The sequence below is a fragment of the Streptomyces sp. BYX5S genome (genome assembly GCF_054724165.1).
Map to the genome: position 1 here is coordinate 8,126,681 of NZ_CM138829.1, position 18,552 is coordinate 8,145,232.

The following is an 18,552-nucleotide window of genomic DNA, read 5'->3' on the forward strand; positions in this document are numbered from 1 at the left end:
CGCCACTCGACGCACAGGGCGACAAAATCAAGCCTCGCCGGCGATTGAGGCGCGGGGTCCGGGGCGGAGCCCCGTGGCGTCGGCATGGGGAGCCGCCACGGCCGCGTAGGCCGGCAGATGCACGGTGAAAACGGTGCGCCCCGGCACACTGTCGACCGTCACGGCCCCACCATGCGCCGCCGCAACAGCTTGCACGATGGCAAGCCCGAGCCCGGTCGACCCCGCCTTCCGGGACCGCGAGGAATCCCCCCGCGCGAACCGTTCGAAGACGTGCGGCAGCAACTCCGGCGGGATACCGGACCCGTCGTCCTGGACGTCGAGGCAGACCCACGGCCCGTACTGGTGCACACGGGCCGTGACCGTCGTCCCCGGCGGCGTATGCGTACGCGCGTTCGCGAGCAGATTGACCAGGACCTGGTGCAGGCGCGCGGAGTCGGCGAGCACGGTGGCCGGCTCGTCGGGCAGCTCCAGACGCCAGTAGTGGTTCTGGTCCGCGGCCCGCGCGTCACTGAGCGCGTCGACGACGAGCGGCGACAGGTCCGTCGGCTCGTACGACAGCGGTCTTCCGGCGTCCAGCCGGGCGAGCAGCAGCAGGTCCTCGACGAGCCCGGTCATCCGGTGCGCCTCGGACTCGATGCGGCCGAGCGCGTGCCGGGTGTCGGGGCCCGTCTCCTCGCGGCCGCGCCTGGTCAGCTCGGCGTAGCCGCGGATGGAGGCGAGCGGCGTACGCAGCTCGTGGCTGGCGTCGGCGACGAACTGGCGCACCCGCATCTCGCTCTGCTGACGCGCTTCGAGCGCGCCGTGCACATGGTCGAGCATCCGGTTGAGCGCGGCACCGACCTGGCCGACCTCGGTTCTCGGGTCGGCCTCGGACTCGGGCACCCGTTCGTAGAGGGTCACCTCGCCGCTGTGCAGCGGGAGTTCGGAGACCCGGGTGGCGGTGGCGGCGATGCGGCGCAGCGGCCGCAGATTGACGCCGACCATGATCGCCCCGGCGGCTCCGGCGGCCACGAGCGCGGCACCGGCGACGAGCAGCTCGGTGACGATGAGCTTGTTGACGGTGGAGTCGACCTGGTCTGTGGGGCGGCCCACGTAGTAGTCGCCGTTGGAGCCGGAGACGTACTGGACGCGGTAGCTGCCGAGGCCGGGGAGGTCGACGGTGTGCGCGGTGCCGTCGTCGGTCTGGGAGACCTCTTCGAGGGCGTCGAGGACGGACTGGGAGAGCTTGCTGGTCTGCGTCTGCCGGCCACCGGCGTCGTTCGTGCCCTCGACACTGACCTTGCCGTCGGTGGCCTGGCCGTCGCTGATCTCGGCGCCGAGGGTGCCCGAGGGGGAGCCCACGGTCACGAACGCCAGATCCTCGCCGTTCTGTTGCCCCATGGGGCCCGCCCCGGGGAAGTCGCCCTTCGGCCCTCCCGCGCGCATCGCTATGCCCTTGACCTGGTCGTCGAGCTGGTCGTACAGGTACGAGTGCAGCGACACCGTCGACACGACCCCGATCACCGCCGCCACCACGGCCATCAGCGCGACGGCCGTGACGACGAGCCGGGTCCGCAGCGTCTGGGGCCGGCCCCTGCGCTTCACGACGCCGCGGTGGCGGCCACGGCCGGCTTGATCAGGTACCCGGCGCCGCGCCGGGTGTGGATCATCGGCTCACGCCCGGCGTCGATCTTGCGGCGCAGGTACGAGATGTAGAGCTCGACGACGTTGGCCTGGCCGCCGAAGTCGTAGCTCCACACGCGGTCCAGGATCTGCGCCTTGCTGAGCACGCGCCGCGGGTTGCGCATGAGGAAGCGGAGCAGCTCGAACTCGGTGGCGGTGAGATGGATGTTGTCACCACCCCTGGACACCTCATGGCTGTCCTCGTCGAGCATCAGGTCGCCGACGACGAGCACGGACTCGCTGCGCCGGTCGGCGGCGCCGGTCCTGCGGATGAGGCCGCGCAGCCGCGCGACGACCTCTTCGAGGCTGAACGGCTTGGTGACGTAGTCGTCGCCACCGGCCGTCAGGCCCGCGATGCGGTCCTCGACCGCGTCCTTGGCGGTGAGGAAGAGCACGGGCACGTCGGGCAGCTCGCGGCGCATCCGCCCGAGCACGCTGAGCCCGTCCATGTCCGGCAGCATCATGTCGAGCACGACGGCGTCGGGCCGGAACTCGCGCGCCGTCTGCACGGCGCCCGCGCCGTCGCTCGCGGCGCGGATCTGCCAGCCCTCGTAACGCAGGGCCATGGACAACAGCTCGGTGATGGACTGCTCGTCGTCCACGACAAGCACGCGGACGGGGCTTCCGTCCGGCCTGAGCAGTTCGGTACGCCCCTGGGGCGAGGTCGCGGTCATGGTGCAACCTTGCGACGCGCCTCTGAGAGCCCCCTTTCCCCAACCTGTGAAAACTCTGAGAAACCCACAGGGGGCTCTCAGGAAACGCCCTCCGGCGGGGCGATCCCGAACAGCTCCGCCCCGTTCTCCCAGCACACGCGCCGCACCCAGTCGCCGCCGAGCCCGAGGCGCTCGACGGCCTCCAGCTGATGCACGTACGGATACGGGATGTTCGGGAAGTCACTGCCGAGCAGCACCCGGTCGCCGACGTCGGCCAGCCGCTCCAGACAGTCCCGGGGGAACGGCGCCTGCCGCTCGACGAAGTCGGTGAACGCCATGGTGGTGTCCAGCCGCACCTGCCCGTACCGCTCCGCGAGCGCGAGGAAGTCGGTGTACTCGGGCATCCCCATGTGCGCGACCACGAGCGGCAGCCGCGGATGCCGGGCGAGCAGCCGCGCGATCGGCTCGGGCCCGGTGTGCTTGCCGGGCGCGGGCCCGGAGCCGCAGTGCGTCACGATCGGCGTCCCGGCGTCGGCGAGCAGCCCCCACACGGGGTCGAGCAGCGGATCGTTCGGGTCGTAGGCGCCGACCTGCACATGCGCCTTGAACACCCGCGCCCCCGCGTCCAGCGCCTCGCGCACGTACGACTCGGCGCCCGGCTCGGGGAAGAAGGTGGCGGTGTGCAGGCAGTCGGGCGTGCGGGCGGCGAAGCCGGCGGCCCACGCGTTGAGCCAGCGCGCCATCCCGGCCTTGTGCGGATAGAGCATGGACGTGAAGGCCACGACCCCGAACTCCCGCAATCGGGCCAGCCGTTGATGCTCCTCCTCCCGGTACGTGATCGGCCACTCGGTGCCGACGAGCGGGCCCGCGGAGTCGAAGTAGGCCCACACCTTGCGGAGCACGCGCTCGGGCATGAAGTGGGTGTGCACGTCGACGAGACCGGGCAGCCGGTGCCGGGCACGGAAGGCGGCGACCCGCTCGGCCTCGGTGGGGCCCGAGGCGGAAGTGGGGCCGGGCGCGGAAGTGGGGCCGGGGGCGGTGGCCTCACTCACGCTCGAAGCTCCGGCTCCGCTCGACCTTGGCGACGTGCACGGTGTACCGCTGGTACCACTCGGCGCGCCCCTGCTTCTGCGCGACGCGGTGCTCACCGTTGGACCGCCACCGCTCGACGGCGGCGGCGTCCCGGAAGTACGAGACGGTGATGCCGAGGCCACCGGGCTCGTGCGCCGACTCGTGCCCGAGGTATCCCGGTATCTCCTTGACCAACTCGTCGATCCGGTCGGCGGCCTCCCCGTACCCGCGGTCCCCCTCGGTCCGCACGGCGGTGAACACCACGAGGTAGTACGGCGCTTCGAAGGCGGGCAACGGCCGCGCCGCAGCCCCACCGGCCGCTTGGTCAGCCGCATCGACGTGATCACTCATGTCCCTACGATCCCCTGTCCCCCGGCGCGGGGGAAGGGGAGCGTCGGCCCTTGGCCTAGAAGAGCCCACCCTGCACCCCCGGCACCTCACGCACCACGAACCCCGCGTCCGTGGCCCCCGCCGACACCCGCTCCAACGGCCACCCGGCCAGCACCCGGACGTCGACGACGAGCCGCCGCCCGCCGTCCTCCTCCACGAGATGCAGATCGGGGCCGGCGGCCGCGACGACCCGCCCCGCCACGACGGCGCCCTCCGCGAGCTCGCTCACCACGGCGTCGACCCGGTCGATCCCGGCGAGCCCGAACGCCTCCCCGTGATCCACCACCTGGCACGGCAGCCGCTCCAACGACTCGGGCCACCCGTCGAGCCCCACGGCCACGGCGTGGGCCCGCACCAGCTCGGCGCCCCGCTCCCCGGCCCCCGGCAACCCGCTCCGCACGGCCCGCTTCTTCTCGTACGGAATCCGGTCCGGCACCCCGAGCGCCACCCGCAACAGCTCCTCGGCCCGCCGGGCCGCCATCAAGGGCCCCCGCCCCAGCCACGTGAAGGCCACGGCCCCCTGCTCCAGCAGCCGATCGCTCCCCCTCCGCGTCCCCGTGATCCCCACCTTCACGAGCCCGTCCCCGAACCACGCCAAGTACACGTGGTACGGCCGGGGATCGTCGGCGATGGTGTCCGCGGCCACGGACCACGCCCGGTCGATCCCGGCACACTCCGCGCACTGCGCCCGCGTCCCACGCACCGGCACGGCGTCCCACCCGGGACAGACGGTCCACCGCCCTCCCCGCCACACCCCGAGACACCGCCGCGCCCCACCGACCCGGAACGCCACCCCGTCCCCGAACCGCACCCCGCTCTCCCGCTCGCCCCCGCCGTCCCCCACCCACCCGAAGACCGGCCCGCCCCCACGCCACCGCATTCCGGTGCACCACCACGTCATACGAGCCAGGATGACGCACGGCACTGACAACGCCCGGACAACGCAAGAGGCCCCGGATCTCTCCGGGGCCTCTTGTCAGTGTGCACTCGGCAGGATTCGAACCTGCAACCTTCTGATCCGTAGGATTGGGCAAGATCGCAGGTACCGGGCTGGCTCCCGCTGACCTTGACCGCCCAAGTTGGCGATCACGGGTGTCTGTGTGCCGTCGTTGCCGTCAGAACTGCCGTCAATCTGAGCTGTGCCGACACCTACACCTGTCAGCGCCGGCCGGGCGTCAGCACAGCAATCTGGCCCGGCTTCCCGACTCCACCAGTCTCAGAACTCGGCCGATCGAAGCTCTCCTGCGCGAGTTGCAACCTTCACTACTCATTCATGGCGGCTCGCTCCGCTCCCCGCGCGCGGCACGGGCGCACAGCAATCAGCCACCTGATGCCAGAGAAGAGGTACGTCGTGGCTGGGTCCGTCGGCTCCACAGCTTTACGGAGCCATTTTGGCGCGAGCCTCGAAGATCATGGTCCCAAAGCCGCTCCGCTGACCTAGGTGACATTGCCCCGTACGTCAGTCAGCGTCGTTCATTTTCAAGGCGTGTCAACTGCTTGCCTGATATCTTGACCTGGACGGTCAAATTCACATGTGGTTGCTTCGCGGGCCGTCGCCACTGTAACCGATATTTGGGTAAAAACAGGTGCGGCCATGGCCGCACGTTCGAAGATTTCGCAGTTGCCACCGTTCTAGGAATATCGCTGACGATCATCCTGTTTCGGTGATTGATCCTATAATTAAAGCCATGTAGCACTTCAAGGAGAAGCAGCGTGGGCGAGCCGACTTACCAAAACATCACCGCGACTGTGCGTCCGCCCCGGTGTGCCATCTTCATTAACAAGAATAGTGAGTACTGGAAAACCGCAGCCAACGCGGCTATCACCCAAGCATCTCAAGTGTGGGGTGGTCGTTACTTTCTGATTGTGCCGACAGATGGCGAAAAGATTGAAGGCAAATTTTGGGAGTTACTTGAGGCCTACAGTCCTGACCATCTCGCAGTTTGCAATCTGACGTTCACGGACTTCGAAGAAGCCAACCCGGATCGATATGCGGAGATCAAACAGTTTCACAAGAATAGCGAGCAAACCAAAGACTGGAGTGACGCAGAGTTCGAGGATTGGTTTACGGATAGTGCTGCGCAGTCTCAGGTGGATGAGCTCATCATCAGTGAAAGCCTAAATAAGGAGCTGATCTACCGACTGAGTCCGTTTCATCACAGTGATGCAGTCGACCAACATCTGACGAGTACGTCCGGCTTCGGGTACCCCTTCACGAAGATCGCAAAAATCATTTCGGCGGCTACCAGACACATCGACCTCGTGAGGCTCCCCCCGGTAATTAGCGATCCAACGTTCAAGCTGCTCATCCATTCCGAGACGGGAGTAGGAAGCAGCGAGTATATCGACGAGATCAGTGAAGCTGGCTTCACGCCGAAGCGATTGCCGGACACATACAAGCTGACAAACGTTTTGACTCACGTCCAAGGGCCACAACGGCCATATTCTGGCGAACACGAAGAACCGCACTTGGATGAGAGTTTCCTGCCGAATACCCCGTTCGGTCTAAGTATGCTGCACCTGGGTCAGTACTACAGGGCTGACAATCATCGGTCAGATAAAGAACCAGTGGTTCTAGTACTTGGTGACACAGTGGAGGACTTTTGCTTCTACTACTCATTGTCCCGCATGCATGAGGGCGTTAAGTGGCTTCCACAGGCCTGGCTGCGCTCATACACTAAGGCACGTAATACAGCCAGAAAGCGCCGTGAGCAGGGACAAGAAGTAGAGCCATTTACGCTACAGCAGCAATCAGGACGCGACCTTGTTAGTGTTGTGTCCTCCCTGATTCGCTACGGCCATAGCGCTAAGAGCGTGCAGTTGTGCAGCATGAGTCTTAGCCAACGACAACTCGTTTCCTATCGGACCCAGATTGGAAGGCTCTCGTATTTTGAGCCTGACAGGTTCGCTTCCAAGATTGAATGCGTTTCCGTCGAATCCATCTCGACCTCATGTGTGCTTCGGGTCTACGAGACCGACAACTACGTCAACCATCGCAGTATGGTGTTTGTTGACGGGAAGAGTGTCAGCCCATTTGCTACACCCAAGCCTAAGAGCTTCAACGCAATCAGGCTTCCCGGCCACTATTGGCTGACGTCGCTACAAATCGAGGGCTATCAGCCGCCGTCGCTACCAACGTTGGGGCCGAAAATCGCCAATCTCCACAACTCGACTACCGAGTCTCGTGTGGCAAATGACGGCATTGCTTATCTGTGTCCCAACTCCATGATCTTCGGCAGTGACCTCGACGCCATTTTGGTTCGCCCCAAGATCGAGATGCTGAACACTGTGACGCTCTTCGATACTTACTTTGAAGGTGTCGGTGTCAAGGTCCGATACTCAGATAAGGGAAACTACTTCAACGACACGCTCCGACGGTTTGGCGGTCTGGACGCTACCGGCAAGTTCATCAAGGCTGCCGCCACCAGGTCGATTCTGGATAAGTTCATGTCGAAGAAGGTGGCCGAGGGCGGCAACATCATCTACCTGGAGAACGACCAGAGGGCCTACCTGAATCTCGACGCCATTGCGGGCAGCTTGAGTGACGAGAAGGCGGCTGCTGATCTGGTAGATGATCTTGTGGGAAATCAGGTGCTCCAACGCGGCTATATCTTCCAGTGTGAACGGTGTCGTCTGATTTCCTGGTATGGAATCGATGCCCTGACGACAGAATTCACATGCAACCGCTGCTCTTTGAGTCAGCAATTCACGCGAGGACATTGGAGGAACCCGGTTGTACCTCACTGGTACTACAGGCTTTCGGAGACAATTTACCAGTTCTATCGGAATAACTCACACCTCACTGCGCAGGTTCTGTACAAGCTGAAAGGCGAGTCGAAGTCCGCTTTCCACTATGCCCCTGAGATCGATCTACTCGACTTTCCCCGGAGAGGCAGGATCCGGGAAATGGACGTAGCTTGCATCGTTGATGGTGCGATCGTATTCGGCGAGTGCAAGACTGACTCTTTGAAGACCGAAGCTTTGGAAAAGTTTGCAGCTTTGGCAAAGATGCCACTCAGAAATCCCGCCCGAGTCATCTTTGCAACAACGCAACATGTCTCAGACGAGTTCAAGGAGCAGATGAGTAAAGTGCCGAACGCCGAGCTGATGGTTCGCAGTGATTTGTACGACGACTAGTTTCACCTCGTCGCACTGTGCAATCGAGACGCGTCAGGCGGCTTGGCCAGCTGCGGGTTGATGGTCACAATCTAAGCGGCCATTTCGACGCCATAACTGCGGAGAGGTTCGACAGCAACGTTGACAGCTGGGTATGCCCTTACTGCCACTGACTCGCGACCCACCGTTCTCGCTCAGCCAGAAGCTCAGTCTTCGTGACCTTGATCGGGCTAAAGTCAACACCGCCAAGCGGAAAGATCCACTGTTCCAGAGCAAGCCGTACATCCACTTGCGTCAGGTCGTTGCTGTATAGACCGGCAGTGCCCAACTTCTCCAGGATACTTTTGTTGATCGCTTCAACCTTCACCCAGTGGGTGTCGTCGTCCAGAGATACGCCGTCCCACTCCTTGGCAATGATCTCCAGCCCCTCCTTGCTCGTGCAGCCGAAGCGATGCAGCGCAAGGGCCAGGTCGACCACCATGCTTGGCCAGGAGGAGAGCTTCAGGTCACTCAGCCTTGCTGGCGTGATCCAGGCGCTGTCACCCTCGCTCGTGACGTAGTCGACGTACAGACTCTCTTCACGATCTGCCTCAACGCGATTGCGGAAGATCCAGTCAACATCGTTGGGACCGTCGAGATAGAGACTGTGGCGTAGGGACTCCGCGTAGCCGCGCACCTCTGCCAGATCTGCCGGTCGGCCTTCAACCAACCGCGCATAGATCCCTCGGGCCAGGTGGCTGTAGAAGGTCCTCAACTGCCCCCGTACCGCATCGATGTCAGTCCAGCCCATACGAACGACATCCCAGAGGATGAGCATCTTCGCCGCTTCCTCGCTGGCGAGACCGTCGATCACTGCTGCGCCTCGACTGCGCCCGGCCTCTTGAAGGTGGATGAGGTCATCCCGCAGCGTGCTGACGTGTTCCGCCAGCAGTTCAAGGCCCTCGGCAATGAGGTCAAGCCGTTCAGCCTTGGGGACGTTGAGGACAGCAACGAGATCTCTCGGCTTCATCCCAGCAGGCTACGGCGCCAAGAACCGCTGGACTAGCGAGTAGTTGCCGACGTCGATTCGAGCGGAGCAATCACTCGTAGTTCACGTTTCCGAGGGGGAGTGGCCGGCGTCAAGTGGGTGATCGAGTTCTAGCTTGCGGGAAGGCTCGTACCTCAACTACCAGAAGGTGGTGGCTGCTCACTGGCTACACGAACGATCCTGAAGATGGCGACAGTCCCCAGGAATGGCGATGGACCACCGGTAAGGGGGTAGTCGTCTGTCGTCGCGGCGTAGAGGGCAAACCGCTTCTCGGCGAGCTCGTCCAGGATGGCAGTGATGCTTCGCTGTGCGTCCCGCACTGAGGAGCGAGAGAAATCGATGTCTCCTGAGATGTCGCTCCAGTCTCGGAAGCTTTGGACCGCACTGTCGATGAGGTCCTGCTCGTCGTCGGTACAGTCGTTTGGTTCCTCATGAGGCAACCATCCGAGGCAGTCTGAGAGGACTGGCCAGAGGTCACGCCCCGTCTTCATGTGGTTGAGCACTACGAATTCAAACTCTGGCTCGTCCACCGTGATGACGTCGATGATCCTTTCGACCTGCCCCTGCTTGAGCTTGCTGATCTCATCGGAGAGCGTCTTGAGTCCCCAGACCTCGATGGTGACGTCGGGGTACAGGGGGCGAAGCGTGTTGTCGATGAACTGGTCGACCTCGCCGGGCAACGTGTCGTTGGTGAGGAAGCGCCACACCTTCACGTCCCGGTGCTCCTGGAGGCAGCCCTCCAAGTCCCCGCGGATCTTACCCTTGGCCTTGGCAAACGTCTCACCGCGAGTTGCGTGCGCCGCGAAGAACACCCGGGCCTTCGGGCAGTAGCCGTCGTTCTTGGTGTCGCCCTTCGGTCCGGCTGCCCGCACGGGTTGGTAGTCGCCGGGGTACAACACGAGGCCGAGCCGATCCATGCAGTCCTGGAAGGCGTTGCCTTCCAGCCGAAGGAGTTGGCCTTCCACGAGCTTCCGTAGCGAGTTTTGATCCACAGCAGCCATTACCGCACAGCTCCTACGTCCTGCGCAGCTAGGTCAGACAGATCAAACGGCCGTAGCCGGCTGATGGCTGATGGCTGATGGGCTCGGCCTACGCGACGAGCGCGGTGTCCTCATCCCTGGTGTCTTTAAAAGCAACGCTCGTGACAGGGGAGCTGTCCGAGCGCTGGCACCGACGCCGACGAAGAACGACGTCGGGAAAGTCCCCAAGTGCAACCACCGAGACGGTCCACACCACAACCGCACCCGATCGAGCGGGGAACAGCACAGCAGGGAACCACGGTGAAAGCAGCCGGGCCCGACGAGGCCGTATCGTGGCCGTTCCGCCAGGTCAGCAGCCGATCCGACCGCAAATGATCACAGCATCCCAAGCTGAGAGTGCGAGTTCGATGCTCGTCTCCGGCTTCATAGCGAACGCGCAGGTCCAAGGCTCGGACCCGTCTGCCGAGTGCGGGCATCAGCCATCGCATGCCAGACTCGCCGCGTGAGTGAACTAGCGACCGCGATCGTCAGCGGAGCGGCTGGCCTTGCCGTGGGGGCGGCAGCCTCGGTCGTTCAGGTGTGGAAGGTAAGGAAAAACGCGGCTCAGGCTGACATGGCCCGCAAGGCACGGGACGCCCAATTGGTTGGGGAGATCCGAGCCACGGGGCAGGCGTGGATTGAATACCTCCTGCGCGCCTGCGAACAGCTAGCTGGGGGCCAGCACGTTGACGAGTCAACGTTCACGGCCCGAGCGGATGAGCTGCGGGAATCTGCTTACCGTGCGATGTCAAAGATCCCGCCTACGGATAACGACGACTTCTTCTACGGTCCCTTTGCCGACCAGATGAGACGCTTGCAGCAACAGGTTGAGGACGCCGTTCGACGAGGCGACCAGAACCTTGCGAGGTGGTTGCTCGACCCTCGACCGGTGACTCAAGTCTCCTTCAATGACGCCTTCACGCATACGCAAATACAGCGGCGCATGTCGACGAAGCGTTTGTACCGTCTGATCGAAAGCGGGGCCTTGAACATCGGTTCCGGTGAGCTTGCCCCAGGAAGCGAAGACTGACTGTTTTTCTCCGACGATGGGTAGTGGCGAGATGAGCTCGGCTCCTTCGCTGTACAGGAGCGAAGTCCCGCAACCACAGCAACCAGTCCCCGCCGGCAAGAGCGCATCTCAGGTCAGTGCGTGACCACTACGGCGGTTGGTGCCCGGCCCACATAAAGCTACGGATGAGAAGTCGATGCGGGTTTGACTTCAGGTCTACTGAGGTGCTGGCTCGCTGGATGAAGGTGGCTCGTGATCACTGCGTAGCGACTGATCGGAGCGCCACCCAGCGAAGGATCCGTCGCGGGAGCGCACGCCCCTTAGGTCACCATGCAGCAAAACCGCCGACTCTGGTCTACGTGCAGGCGGATCAGCTAGATAGGCGTTGATGTGGTCCCAGGTTCGCAGCTCCGGGGAGAGACTCTCGTACCAGGCCAAACCGCGGACATTGCAGTTCCGGCACAGGAGTCCTCGTACACACTGCCCACACGACGACTGGCTCGGACAGCAGTTGTGATCGTGATCGATGTGCCACCAAGACGGACCCTCCATCGACGGATCTCCACCCAGCCTGAGGCACAACGGGCAAGTATCGTCTTGGGCTCTAAGGATCGCATTGACGCGTTCAACCGTTAGCTTGTGTCGGCGTGCCTGCCGGACTGCGTTGGTGCACTGCGGACATCTCCTCCCCTTGGGTCCTGCGAGCACTCGCCATAAACTGTCGGCGCACATAACGCACGGAGAACCCAGGGTTTCGGCCCACGCATAGAACTCTTCGTCGGTTTCCCAATCCATAGCAGCAAGCTAGACGCCGCCACTGACATCCAACGGGCCGTGGCGCCTGCCGTCCCAACTGCTCTGCGCCGTCTCAGTTTCCGTCTCGTTCACTTTCGTACATGGTCGTTCAGACGAGGCCCCGAGCCGCCCCGCGACGAATAGCAACCGAGCATGCACGCAGGTGAACGGCCCCGTCCGAGAGCCTGAGTAACACCACCGCAGTTGGCAGCGTGTTGAGTGGCGTGCGCGAAGCCTTGATCGAAGACGACTTCGCTCAACTCCCGATCAATGGTGCCGTCAGTCGCCGTCAGCCGAGATACGGGCGCTCGCGGTGCTCCAGGAAGTGCCGGAGCCTAAGCCGCTGAGTGTGGTGCATCGACAAGTCCTCAAGCTCCTCCGGGCGAACAAACCGGAGTTCTGTCGACTCGTTGGAGATTGCGAGCTCACCGCCGACGGCCCGAGCGGTGAAGCAGACATTGAACTGTCGCCGGACTTCACCATCCGTGTACTCGATGATGTGCTTCGGATCGGTGTACGTTCCGACCAGCCCCGTGATCTCCACGTCCAGCCCGGTCTCTTCCTTGACCTCGCGGACCGCCGTACCGGGCAGTGAATCGGTGAGGTCCATGCCGCCTCCCGGCAGGGCCCACAGGTCGTTGTCCCGACGTCGCTGAAGCAGGATGCGCCCCTGCTCATCAGTGACGACCGCGGAGGCCGCGACAACCATGCTGTTCGGCTTGGGTGCGTTCGGGTCGTCGTAGTACTCGGTCCGCGACATGGTCACTCCTCCTGCTGTACCGGCTCCGCCGTCGCCCATACCGCGTCGAAGCTCTGCCCGTAGGTGTCGAACATGCCGCCTTCCCCGTTGCGACGGAGATGCCACACCGGGGCACCGTAGGCGTTCACTCCCCAGACGTGAGCGTTGATCAGCATCTGGTCATCGGCGCGGTACAAGGAGTTGTAGAGCGTCGTTCCGTGGGTCCTTATCTCGATGCCGGGTACGCCGACCAGAGGGCGGTAGTGCATCAGCGCCAGTCGGCACCGGGACTCGATGCCGTGGCCGAACCGCTCCTCCTGGCCGCGTGCCTGGACGTTCGAGCTGTCGGCATCTCCTATCGCGATGCGAACGGAGCAGCCTTCGGCAGCACGCTCGCGAAGCAGATCGTTGAGCCGGGGGTACGCCTCGTGGAGGAAGACGGCCGCGTACACCAACACGTCGATGTGCTCACGGGCCTGCGCCATCATGTCCACGAACGTGGATACAGGGAGGTCGGCACGTTGCTCGTAGAGGGCGACGAGCTCCGGGCTGATAGATCGGGCGGCGCGAGCCTGCCGCAGTGCCGGCCATAGTGCGTGCACGTCTTCTCCTAGGGCTTCAGCCGCCTCCAAGGCTGTGGCACGGCGCGGCGTACGGCCAAGATTCACCCATCGCTCCACCGACTTGGGATCGACCTCAACTGCCTTTGCTAGGGCGGCGTACGTCCAGCCTCCGGCCGCCATGACGGCACGTAGTCTCTCGTTCTGCATGAGTCTCCCCCTGACGGTTGGGACGGCACTAGGGACGTTCTACCCGACGCAGGACGTCCCGAAGTGGGGTTTGGGGGTTGTTCCTAGGTCCTGTCAGTCGGCCTGATGCTTCTCCGCATGGACACGGACGGATACGGACCGCTTACGGGTGATGCGGCTCTCCGGATCGGACCCGGTTCGTCCCATCTGCGAGTAGGAGGCACAAGTGGTCGACAAGGCGGCCCTACCGACTGTCGGCACCCTCGTGGTGGATGAACGCACCGACAAGGCCGGCATCGTCATGGGACACGAGGGCCCGTACGTACAACTGCGCCCGCCGCGGGGCGGCATGGAGTGGGATGCCCCGCCCGAGACACTCCGTGAGCCCACCCAAGCCGAAGGACTGAGCGCGAAGGTGTTCCTGGCCAACGAAGTGTCATGGGGGAACAGCCGGTGGGAAATGTGAGCCCTCGGGCCGTACAGCGATATGAGACGTGGACTCTCGAACCCGATCGGGAGCCTGACGCCGAACCCACGACGTACGCCATGCAGTGTGCAGTGGACGGCGAGACGTCACCGACCTGCGAGGACTTCGTCGAGCCCCAGGACTGGGTCCTCAAGCACTGCGGCAAGAACCCCTCACACCACACCTATCGCGAGATCATCACGCGGCCGTGGCGATCCTGGATGAGCGCATGATGCGCCGAACGATCAACCGGCTGGGGCAGTTCACGGGCCCGCTACTGATCATCATGATCTCCGGATCAAGCGGTGTAGTCATCGGCGTCGCGCTGGCGTCCAGAGCTTCGTCGTTCTGAACCCCCGTCCCCATCGACTGACGCCGATCAACGTGGTTCCCCCACGTTCTACGGGCTCGGTGGGGACGGGTCCACATCTGCGTCCGGCCTGCCCGGTACGCGCAGTCCCCGCCCTCGCCGTGCGCAAGGGCGCCTAGAGCAAGAGACCGGACCACCCCTCAGCCTGGACAGCATTCCGGGTGGTCCGGTCGCGGAAGCCCTGATCAGGACCCCGGTGCCGATGGTACCGGGGCGGTCGGCGTTCTCGAACTCGGGTGCGACTACAACCCCGGTTCCTAGCTTCCGAGTTGGAGACGATCAATGATGCGGGGAAGTCCGTGGGAGCCCAGTCCTGACCCCAGCCACCGAAAGTCAGCCACGACGGCGGGACAGACGAACGAGCACCCGTCACGTGTGCCGCGAGCAACCCAATTCCGGTCTCAGCCACCCCACTTGTTCACGTCACGGACTGTTCCACTGTTCGGCCTGGCCGTTGCCGACGTGACATGGCGACCGCGTTCGGGCTGCGCGTCAGTGGTCGGTGCGGCTATGGGGTGGCGGGCGGTCGAGTGGCGTGGTCGGGTCGGTACACGTTGGCGGGGCCCTGGTGCTCGGGGTGGTCAAGTTACTTTCCGACCTTGCCGTCCGTCTCGGCGAAGCTGCGCGCTGAGCGGCGTGGGGCCGCCGCAGCGGTGGCGGAGACATGGAGCGGCGGCGGCCCCGGGCCGCCAGCGCGCGCGGTCCGCCGCAGGCGGGCCGCCTTGATCCAGTAAAGAAACTTTGGACAGCTCGCCCCTTGGGCCGCTCCTCGCTGACCGTTTCCCGATACTTGGTCATCTATTGAGCCGTTCTGCGCTCTGGATCGCCAAAACTTATCCACAGGCGTTCTGGGTTTTCCTGAACTCGTCGGGCCCGGACTGTCACACGGCGAGGCCTGCCCACACCTGTAGCAGGCGAAGGACCAAGCATCGGCGCCATAGCCGAAGCGGGCTACTGGGGGGCGTGTGACGGGACGCGAAAGCAAGTTGCATCACCGTGGTGCGGGAGGACGTGAAGCCTTCAACCGCCCTACGGGACAGGGCATCCCACGGGCTAGTGATCCGTGGTGGCGTGAGCAGTCAGATCAGCGCGATGAAGGGCGGGACCTGGTGGATGAGTCGGAGATAGCGGCACTTGACGGTGAAGTGACGCGTCTCGTAGTGGAGTTGGCCGAACTGGCGTCACTCCTGAAGCAGGTGCGAGCGGAAATTAGGCGCCTTCGCCCTCACCCTTCAGCTGCTGCATCAGCTCCAACAGGCTCTGCATCGTCTCGCGCATCTCGCCGACCTGGCCGCGCAGATCGGCAACCTCGGCGGAAAGGGACGCGACCTTAGAGCGCAGGCCTGCGGCGTTACCCTCCGAACCCTCCAACTCGGAGAGCTCCGGGTTCTCCGTCCCACCCTCTGCCCCGGGGCCGGCGGCGGGGCGGCGAATGAAACTGCCCCGCCCCTGGACGCTGTAGATCAGTTCTTCGCTCTTCAGCAGCCGGAACGCGTTCTGGATGGTCGCGCTGGCCAGACCGAACTTCTCTTGGAGCTCACGGGAGGACGGGACCTTGTCCCCGGGACTCAGCTCACCGCTCTGGATCTGACGGCGGAGGTACTCGGCCACCTGCACGTAGGGCGGCCGTGAGTCGTCTTCCAGGGGCAGCGTCATGGCCCAAGAATACGGCGGCTACGCCTGCCCCACCTACGGAACACATGGGTAGCAGCAAACATCCAACACATGAGTGTTGCAGTACACCTAGCTGTTGTGGTTACCTCGTGTAGCGGCCGACACCCGGACCGCAGAACCAACCGAAGGGCTCTATCTGTCATGGCTATGACCTTCATCCGCGTCGGTCTGCTCGACTCCACGAATTTCATGGTCGGCACGCCTCCGGTGCCGAAGTGGAAGGACCAGGAGAACGGTGTGCGCGCCGTCGACCGCGAGACCGGCCAGCCGATGTTCGTCGTGACGCTCTTCCTGATGGAGGACGACCGGGCCGAGGCAATGAAGATCACCGTTCCGGCGGGAGGTCTGCCGAACGGTCTTCACCCCGGTCGCTTCGTGAAGCCGGTGGAGCTGTTCGCGATTCCGTGGGCCCGGATCTTCAACGACTCCCTTCAGGAGGGCGTCGCCTTCCGCTGCACGTCCCTGGAGCTGGTCGCTGGCCCGGCGGTCCCGCAGGAGGCTGCCGAATCTGCGGCGGCGTAGGTCCAGCACTCCGCGACATCCCAGAGCGGCGGCCTTTGTCTTCTCACCTCTGCGGGGCAGGACGCCGCCGCTCTGGCGGCCAACTCCTCACAAACAGAAGGACGCAGTGATGAACGGAATCAACGAAGCCTTCGGCTGGATCAGCGGTGCTGTCTGGCTGGGCCTCATAGTGATCACCCTGTGGGCGGTGGTGTGGGTGGTCCACTACCTGCGAGCGACGCCCATGGAACGCCGCAGCATCCGTCTGGCTGTACGCATCCGGTGGGGCTGGAAGCGGCTGGCGCCGATGGTCGGGCTGTCCGTCACCGACAAGATGCCAACCGCCGTGGCCTCTCTCACCAGCGGTGACAAGGTCGTGAAGCCCCGCGTCCTGGTGCCAACCCTCAAGGTCGTCCCGGATGAGTTCGGGGTCATCGTGCGGGCGGGCTGCCTGCCGCAGGTGGGCCTGAAGGAATTCCAGAATGCGGCCCCGTACCTGGCCGACGCATGGCGCATGACCCGGGTCTCGGTCCTCCCGGACAAACCGGGTCAGGTCCTCATCCGCGGCGTACGAGTCGACCCGCTCGTTACCTCGACCACGCACACCCCAACGGGGGAGATGCCGCAGAAGGTGGCCTTGTGGGATCTCGGTCTGGACGAGTTCGGCATGCCCGTCAGCGTGCCGCTGTCGGAAGTTCCCGGCGTGACGATGGCGGGCCTGCCCGGCTTCGGGAAGACGTCTGCGGTCAACCGTCTGATCTGTGACTGGGCCCCGTCACCGGCCGTGCAGTTCAACGTGTTCGACGGCAAGGTGTCGCACGCCTACGAGGGAGACTATGCCGATCTTGTGGACCGACTGTTCGCCTTCGTCGGTGACGACCTGGAGGCGGCGAACAAGGAGCTGAAGCGGCTGGTCGAGCTACGCCGTGCCCGCTCTTCCTGTCAGAAGCAGATCCGAGGCGTCAAGAACTTCTGGCACGCCGGGCCCACGGAAGAGTGGCCGCTGATCGTCACCATCATCGACGAAGCGCACACCTACTTCCGCGATCACAAGGGCTCTGACGCGCAGACGAAGCAACTGGCCGCCCTGGCTGTTGAGAACGCTCGGCTGGCGGAAGACCTCACCAAGAAGGGGAGAGCGCTTGGCTTCCTGACCCTGATCATCACGCAGAAGACCACCGGCGACGCCATCCCTACCTTCATCAGGGACGTGTGTCCGGTCGGCCTGTCATTCGCCCAGAAGACTGCCGACGCCGCCGTTGCCGCCCTCGGAGACGACATCCGTCAGTGGCCCGAAGCCAACCCGGTCACGCTCCAAGACGCCGCCTATGTAGGGGTGGCGGTCATGAACGCCCATGGTCGCCCCGGCTTCGTCCGCATCCGCACCCCGTTCGTGGCCGACGAGCACGCCGCCCGCATAGCTGCCGAGACAGCACACCTCACCCGTGACCCCGGCCGGCTCCTCGAGGGCCTCACCGGTCAGGACCCCGTTGACCTCGCCAAGGCCCTGCCAGAAACAGCCTGAACGTCCCTATCGCCTACGCCCTCGAAAGGAGGTGAAACCCCATGTCAGAAGACAGGATCACGCAACGCACGGTCACCGTGGTCATGGCTGTCATCGCCCTACTGGCCTTCGTGTTCTCCTTCGGCAACGTCTGGAACCTCGCCCTACGTCTCGACGTTCCCGGCTCCGTCGCACCGCTCATCGCCCCGATGGTGGACCTGTCCGTGGTCGGCCTCCTGGTCGCCCTGCGGTACCTGTCCCTGCGCGGAGTCCCGGCCAGTGAACTCAAGGCGGCAACCCGCCTCATGCACGTCTCCGGCTTCTTCACCCTCGCTCTGAACGTGGCCGAACCCTTCATCTCCGAGCACTACGGCCGCGCCTGCGTGGACGCTGTGGCTCCCCTGCTCCTCCTCGGCTGGGGCGCGGTCGGCCCTGCCCTCCTGCGCCACTTCCACGCGGTCGCCACCCCCGCCGACGCGCCGACCGAATCCCCTGCGGTGCTGACCGACACGGCACAAGCACCGGACCAATCGGCACTGCCCGCACCCGCCGAAGCTGTCCAACCTGCGGCGTCCCTCTCCCCGCTGCCCGTCGCCGACCCGGCCCAGGCCGCCCCTGTGCCCCAGGGCCTCCTGGAAGCCGCACGTGAGATCGCGGCCGACCACACCGCGACCCACGGCCAGCCCATCACTGCCTCGCAACTCAAGGCTCGGCTCGGCGTCGGCCTTCCCCTGGCCAAGGCTGCGCACGCCGCCCTGACCGCCTGAACTTCGGCCGGCTTCGGCCCCTCTCCCTACCCCTGCCCTG

At 64.4% G+C, this 18,552-nt stretch carries 19 protein-coding genes; 8 read left to right on the forward strand and 11 right to left on the reverse strand.

All coding sequences use genetic code 11. The features are described 5' to 3' along the window. Positions 1–27: 27 nt before the first annotated feature. The 5 genes from ACYBSK_RS36735 to ACYBSK_RS36755 form a co-directional block, all read right to left on the reverse strand. On the reverse strand, positions 28–1,521 hold the full coding sequence (locus ACYBSK_RS36735; RefSeq protein WP_460247171.1) for a HAMP domain-containing sensor histidine kinase: 1,494 nt from the start codon (positions 1,519–1,521) through the stop codon (positions 28–30). Between the two features lie 59 nt (positions 1,522–1,580). Beyond that, on the reverse strand, positions 1,581–2,336 hold the full coding sequence (locus ACYBSK_RS36740) for a response regulator transcription factor (RefSeq protein ID WP_457481522.1): 756 nt from the start codon (positions 2,334–2,336) through the stop codon (positions 1,581–1,583). A 77-nt stretch (positions 2,337–2,413) separates the two neighbouring features. Beyond that, positions 2,414–3,262, reverse strand: coding sequence for an amidohydrolase family protein (locus ACYBSK_RS36745; protein WP_460247172.1), 849 nt, complete (start codon positions 3,260–3,262; stop codon positions 2,414–2,416). A 97-nt stretch (positions 3,263–3,359) separates the two neighbouring features. Beyond that, entirely contained in the window at positions 3,360–3,737 is a 378-nt protein-coding gene (locus ACYBSK_RS36750) for an antibiotic biosynthesis monooxygenase family protein (protein WP_460244677.1), read from the reverse strand. Between the two features lie 55 nt (positions 3,738–3,792). Continuing rightward, positions 3,793–4,656 (reverse strand): DUF2797 domain-containing protein, encoded by an 864-nt coding sequence (locus ACYBSK_RS36755; protein ID WP_460244678.1) that lies wholly within the window; start codon positions 4,654–4,656, stop codon positions 3,793–3,795. A gap of 833 nt (positions 4,657–5,489) precedes the next feature. Here ACYBSK_RS36755 and ACYBSK_RS36760 point away from each other — a divergent pair. Next, positions 5,490–7,913 carry a hypothetical protein gene (locus ACYBSK_RS36760; RefSeq protein WP_460244679.1) on the forward strand — a complete coding sequence of 808 codons (2,424 nt, stop codon included), beginning with the start codon at positions 5,490–5,492 and terminating at the stop codon, positions 7,911–7,913. Between the two features lie 139 nt (positions 7,914–8,052). On the opposite strand, the gene ACYBSK_RS36765 is transcribed toward ACYBSK_RS36760, so the two are convergent. After that, the gene (locus tag ACYBSK_RS36765; protein ID WP_460244680.1) at positions 8,053–8,901 is read right to left on the reverse strand and encodes a hypothetical protein; all 849 of its coding nucleotides are present in this window, start codon (positions 8,899–8,901) and stop codon (positions 8,053–8,055) included. Between the two features lie 152 nt (positions 8,902–9,053). Then, entirely contained in the window at positions 9,054–9,920 is an 867-nt protein-coding gene (locus tag ACYBSK_RS36770; RefSeq protein ID WP_460244681.1) for a hypothetical protein, read from the reverse strand. Between the two features lie 481 nt (positions 9,921–10,401). Between ACYBSK_RS36770 and ACYBSK_RS36775 the strand changes: the two genes are divergently transcribed. Then, on the forward strand, positions 10,402–10,968 hold the full coding sequence (locus tag ACYBSK_RS36775) for a hypothetical protein (RefSeq protein ID WP_460244682.1): 567 nt from the start codon (positions 10,402–10,404) through the stop codon (positions 10,966–10,968). Between the two features lie 195 nt (positions 10,969–11,163). Here ACYBSK_RS36775 and ACYBSK_RS36780 read toward each other — a convergent pair whose 3' ends face one another. The 3 genes from ACYBSK_RS36780 to ACYBSK_RS36790 form a co-directional block, all read right to left on the reverse strand. Next, positions 11,164–11,742, reverse strand: a complete 579-nt coding sequence (locus ACYBSK_RS36780) for an endonuclease domain-containing protein (protein ID WP_460244683.1) — start codon at positions 11,740–11,742, stop codon at positions 11,164–11,166. 289 nt (positions 11,743–12,031) lie between these two features. Then, a complete protein-coding gene (locus ACYBSK_RS36785; protein ID WP_460244684.1) occupies positions 12,032–12,502 on the reverse strand; it encodes an NUDIX domain-containing protein in 471 nt (156 codons plus the stop codon). A 2-nt stretch (positions 12,503–12,504) separates the two neighbouring features. Continuing rightward, on the reverse strand, positions 12,505–13,251 hold the full coding sequence (locus tag ACYBSK_RS36790; protein WP_460244685.1) for an XRE family transcriptional regulator: 747 nt from the start codon (positions 13,249–13,251) through the stop codon (positions 12,505–12,507). A 205-nt stretch (positions 13,252–13,456) separates the two neighbouring features. Between ACYBSK_RS36790 and ACYBSK_RS36795 the strand changes: the two genes are divergently transcribed. The 3 genes from ACYBSK_RS36795 to ACYBSK_RS36805 are packed head-to-tail and all read left to right on the forward strand — an operon-like array spanning position 13,457 to position 14,048. Continuing rightward, a complete protein-coding gene (locus tag ACYBSK_RS36795; protein ID WP_460247182.1) occupies positions 13,457–13,696 on the forward strand; it encodes a hypothetical protein in 240 nt (79 codons plus the stop codon). Then, on the forward strand, positions 13,669–13,929 hold the full coding sequence (locus ACYBSK_RS36800) for a DUF7848 domain-containing protein (protein WP_456227091.1): 261 nt from the start codon (positions 13,669–13,671) through the stop codon (positions 13,927–13,929). Before ACYBSK_RS36795 ends, ACYBSK_RS36800 begins: the two co-directional genes overlap by 28 nt. Continuing rightward, positions 13,905–14,048 (forward strand): hypothetical protein, encoded by a 144-nt coding sequence (locus ACYBSK_RS36805; protein WP_361541025.1) that lies wholly within the window; start codon positions 13,905–13,907, stop codon positions 14,046–14,048. Before ACYBSK_RS36800 ends, ACYBSK_RS36805 begins: the two co-directional genes overlap by 25 nt. 1,227 nt (positions 14,049–15,275) lie before the next feature. Here the strand turns inward: ACYBSK_RS36805 and ACYBSK_RS36810 are convergent. Further along, positions 15,276–15,722, reverse strand: coding sequence for a GntR family transcriptional regulator (locus ACYBSK_RS36810; protein ID WP_460244686.1), 447 nt, complete (start codon positions 15,720–15,722; stop codon positions 15,276–15,278). Between the two features lie 159 nt (positions 15,723–15,881). Here ACYBSK_RS36810 and ACYBSK_RS36815 point away from each other — a divergent pair, with 159 nt between their 5' ends. The 3 genes from ACYBSK_RS36815 to ACYBSK_RS36825 all read left to right on the forward strand — a co-directional run bounded on the left by ACYBSK_RS36815 (position 15,882) and on the right by ACYBSK_RS36825 (position 18,512). Beyond that, the gene (locus ACYBSK_RS36815; RefSeq protein ID WP_460244687.1) at positions 15,882–16,262 is read left to right on the forward strand and encodes a hypothetical protein; all 381 of its coding nucleotides are present in this window, start codon (positions 15,882–15,884) and stop codon (positions 16,260–16,262) included. Positions 16,263–16,371: 109 nt separating this feature from the next. Beyond that, complete coding sequence (locus ACYBSK_RS36820; protein WP_460244688.1) at positions 16,372–17,766, forward strand: FtsK/SpoIIIE domain-containing protein; 1,395 nt, start codon at positions 16,372–16,374, stop codon at positions 17,764–17,766. Between the two features lie 41 nt (positions 17,767–17,807). Continuing rightward, positions 17,808–18,512 carry a DUF2637 domain-containing protein gene (locus ACYBSK_RS36825; RefSeq protein WP_460244689.1) on the forward strand — a complete coding sequence of 235 codons (705 nt, stop codon included), beginning with the start codon at positions 17,808–17,810 and terminating at the stop codon, positions 18,510–18,512. Positions 18,513–18,552 lie beyond the last annotated feature (40 nt).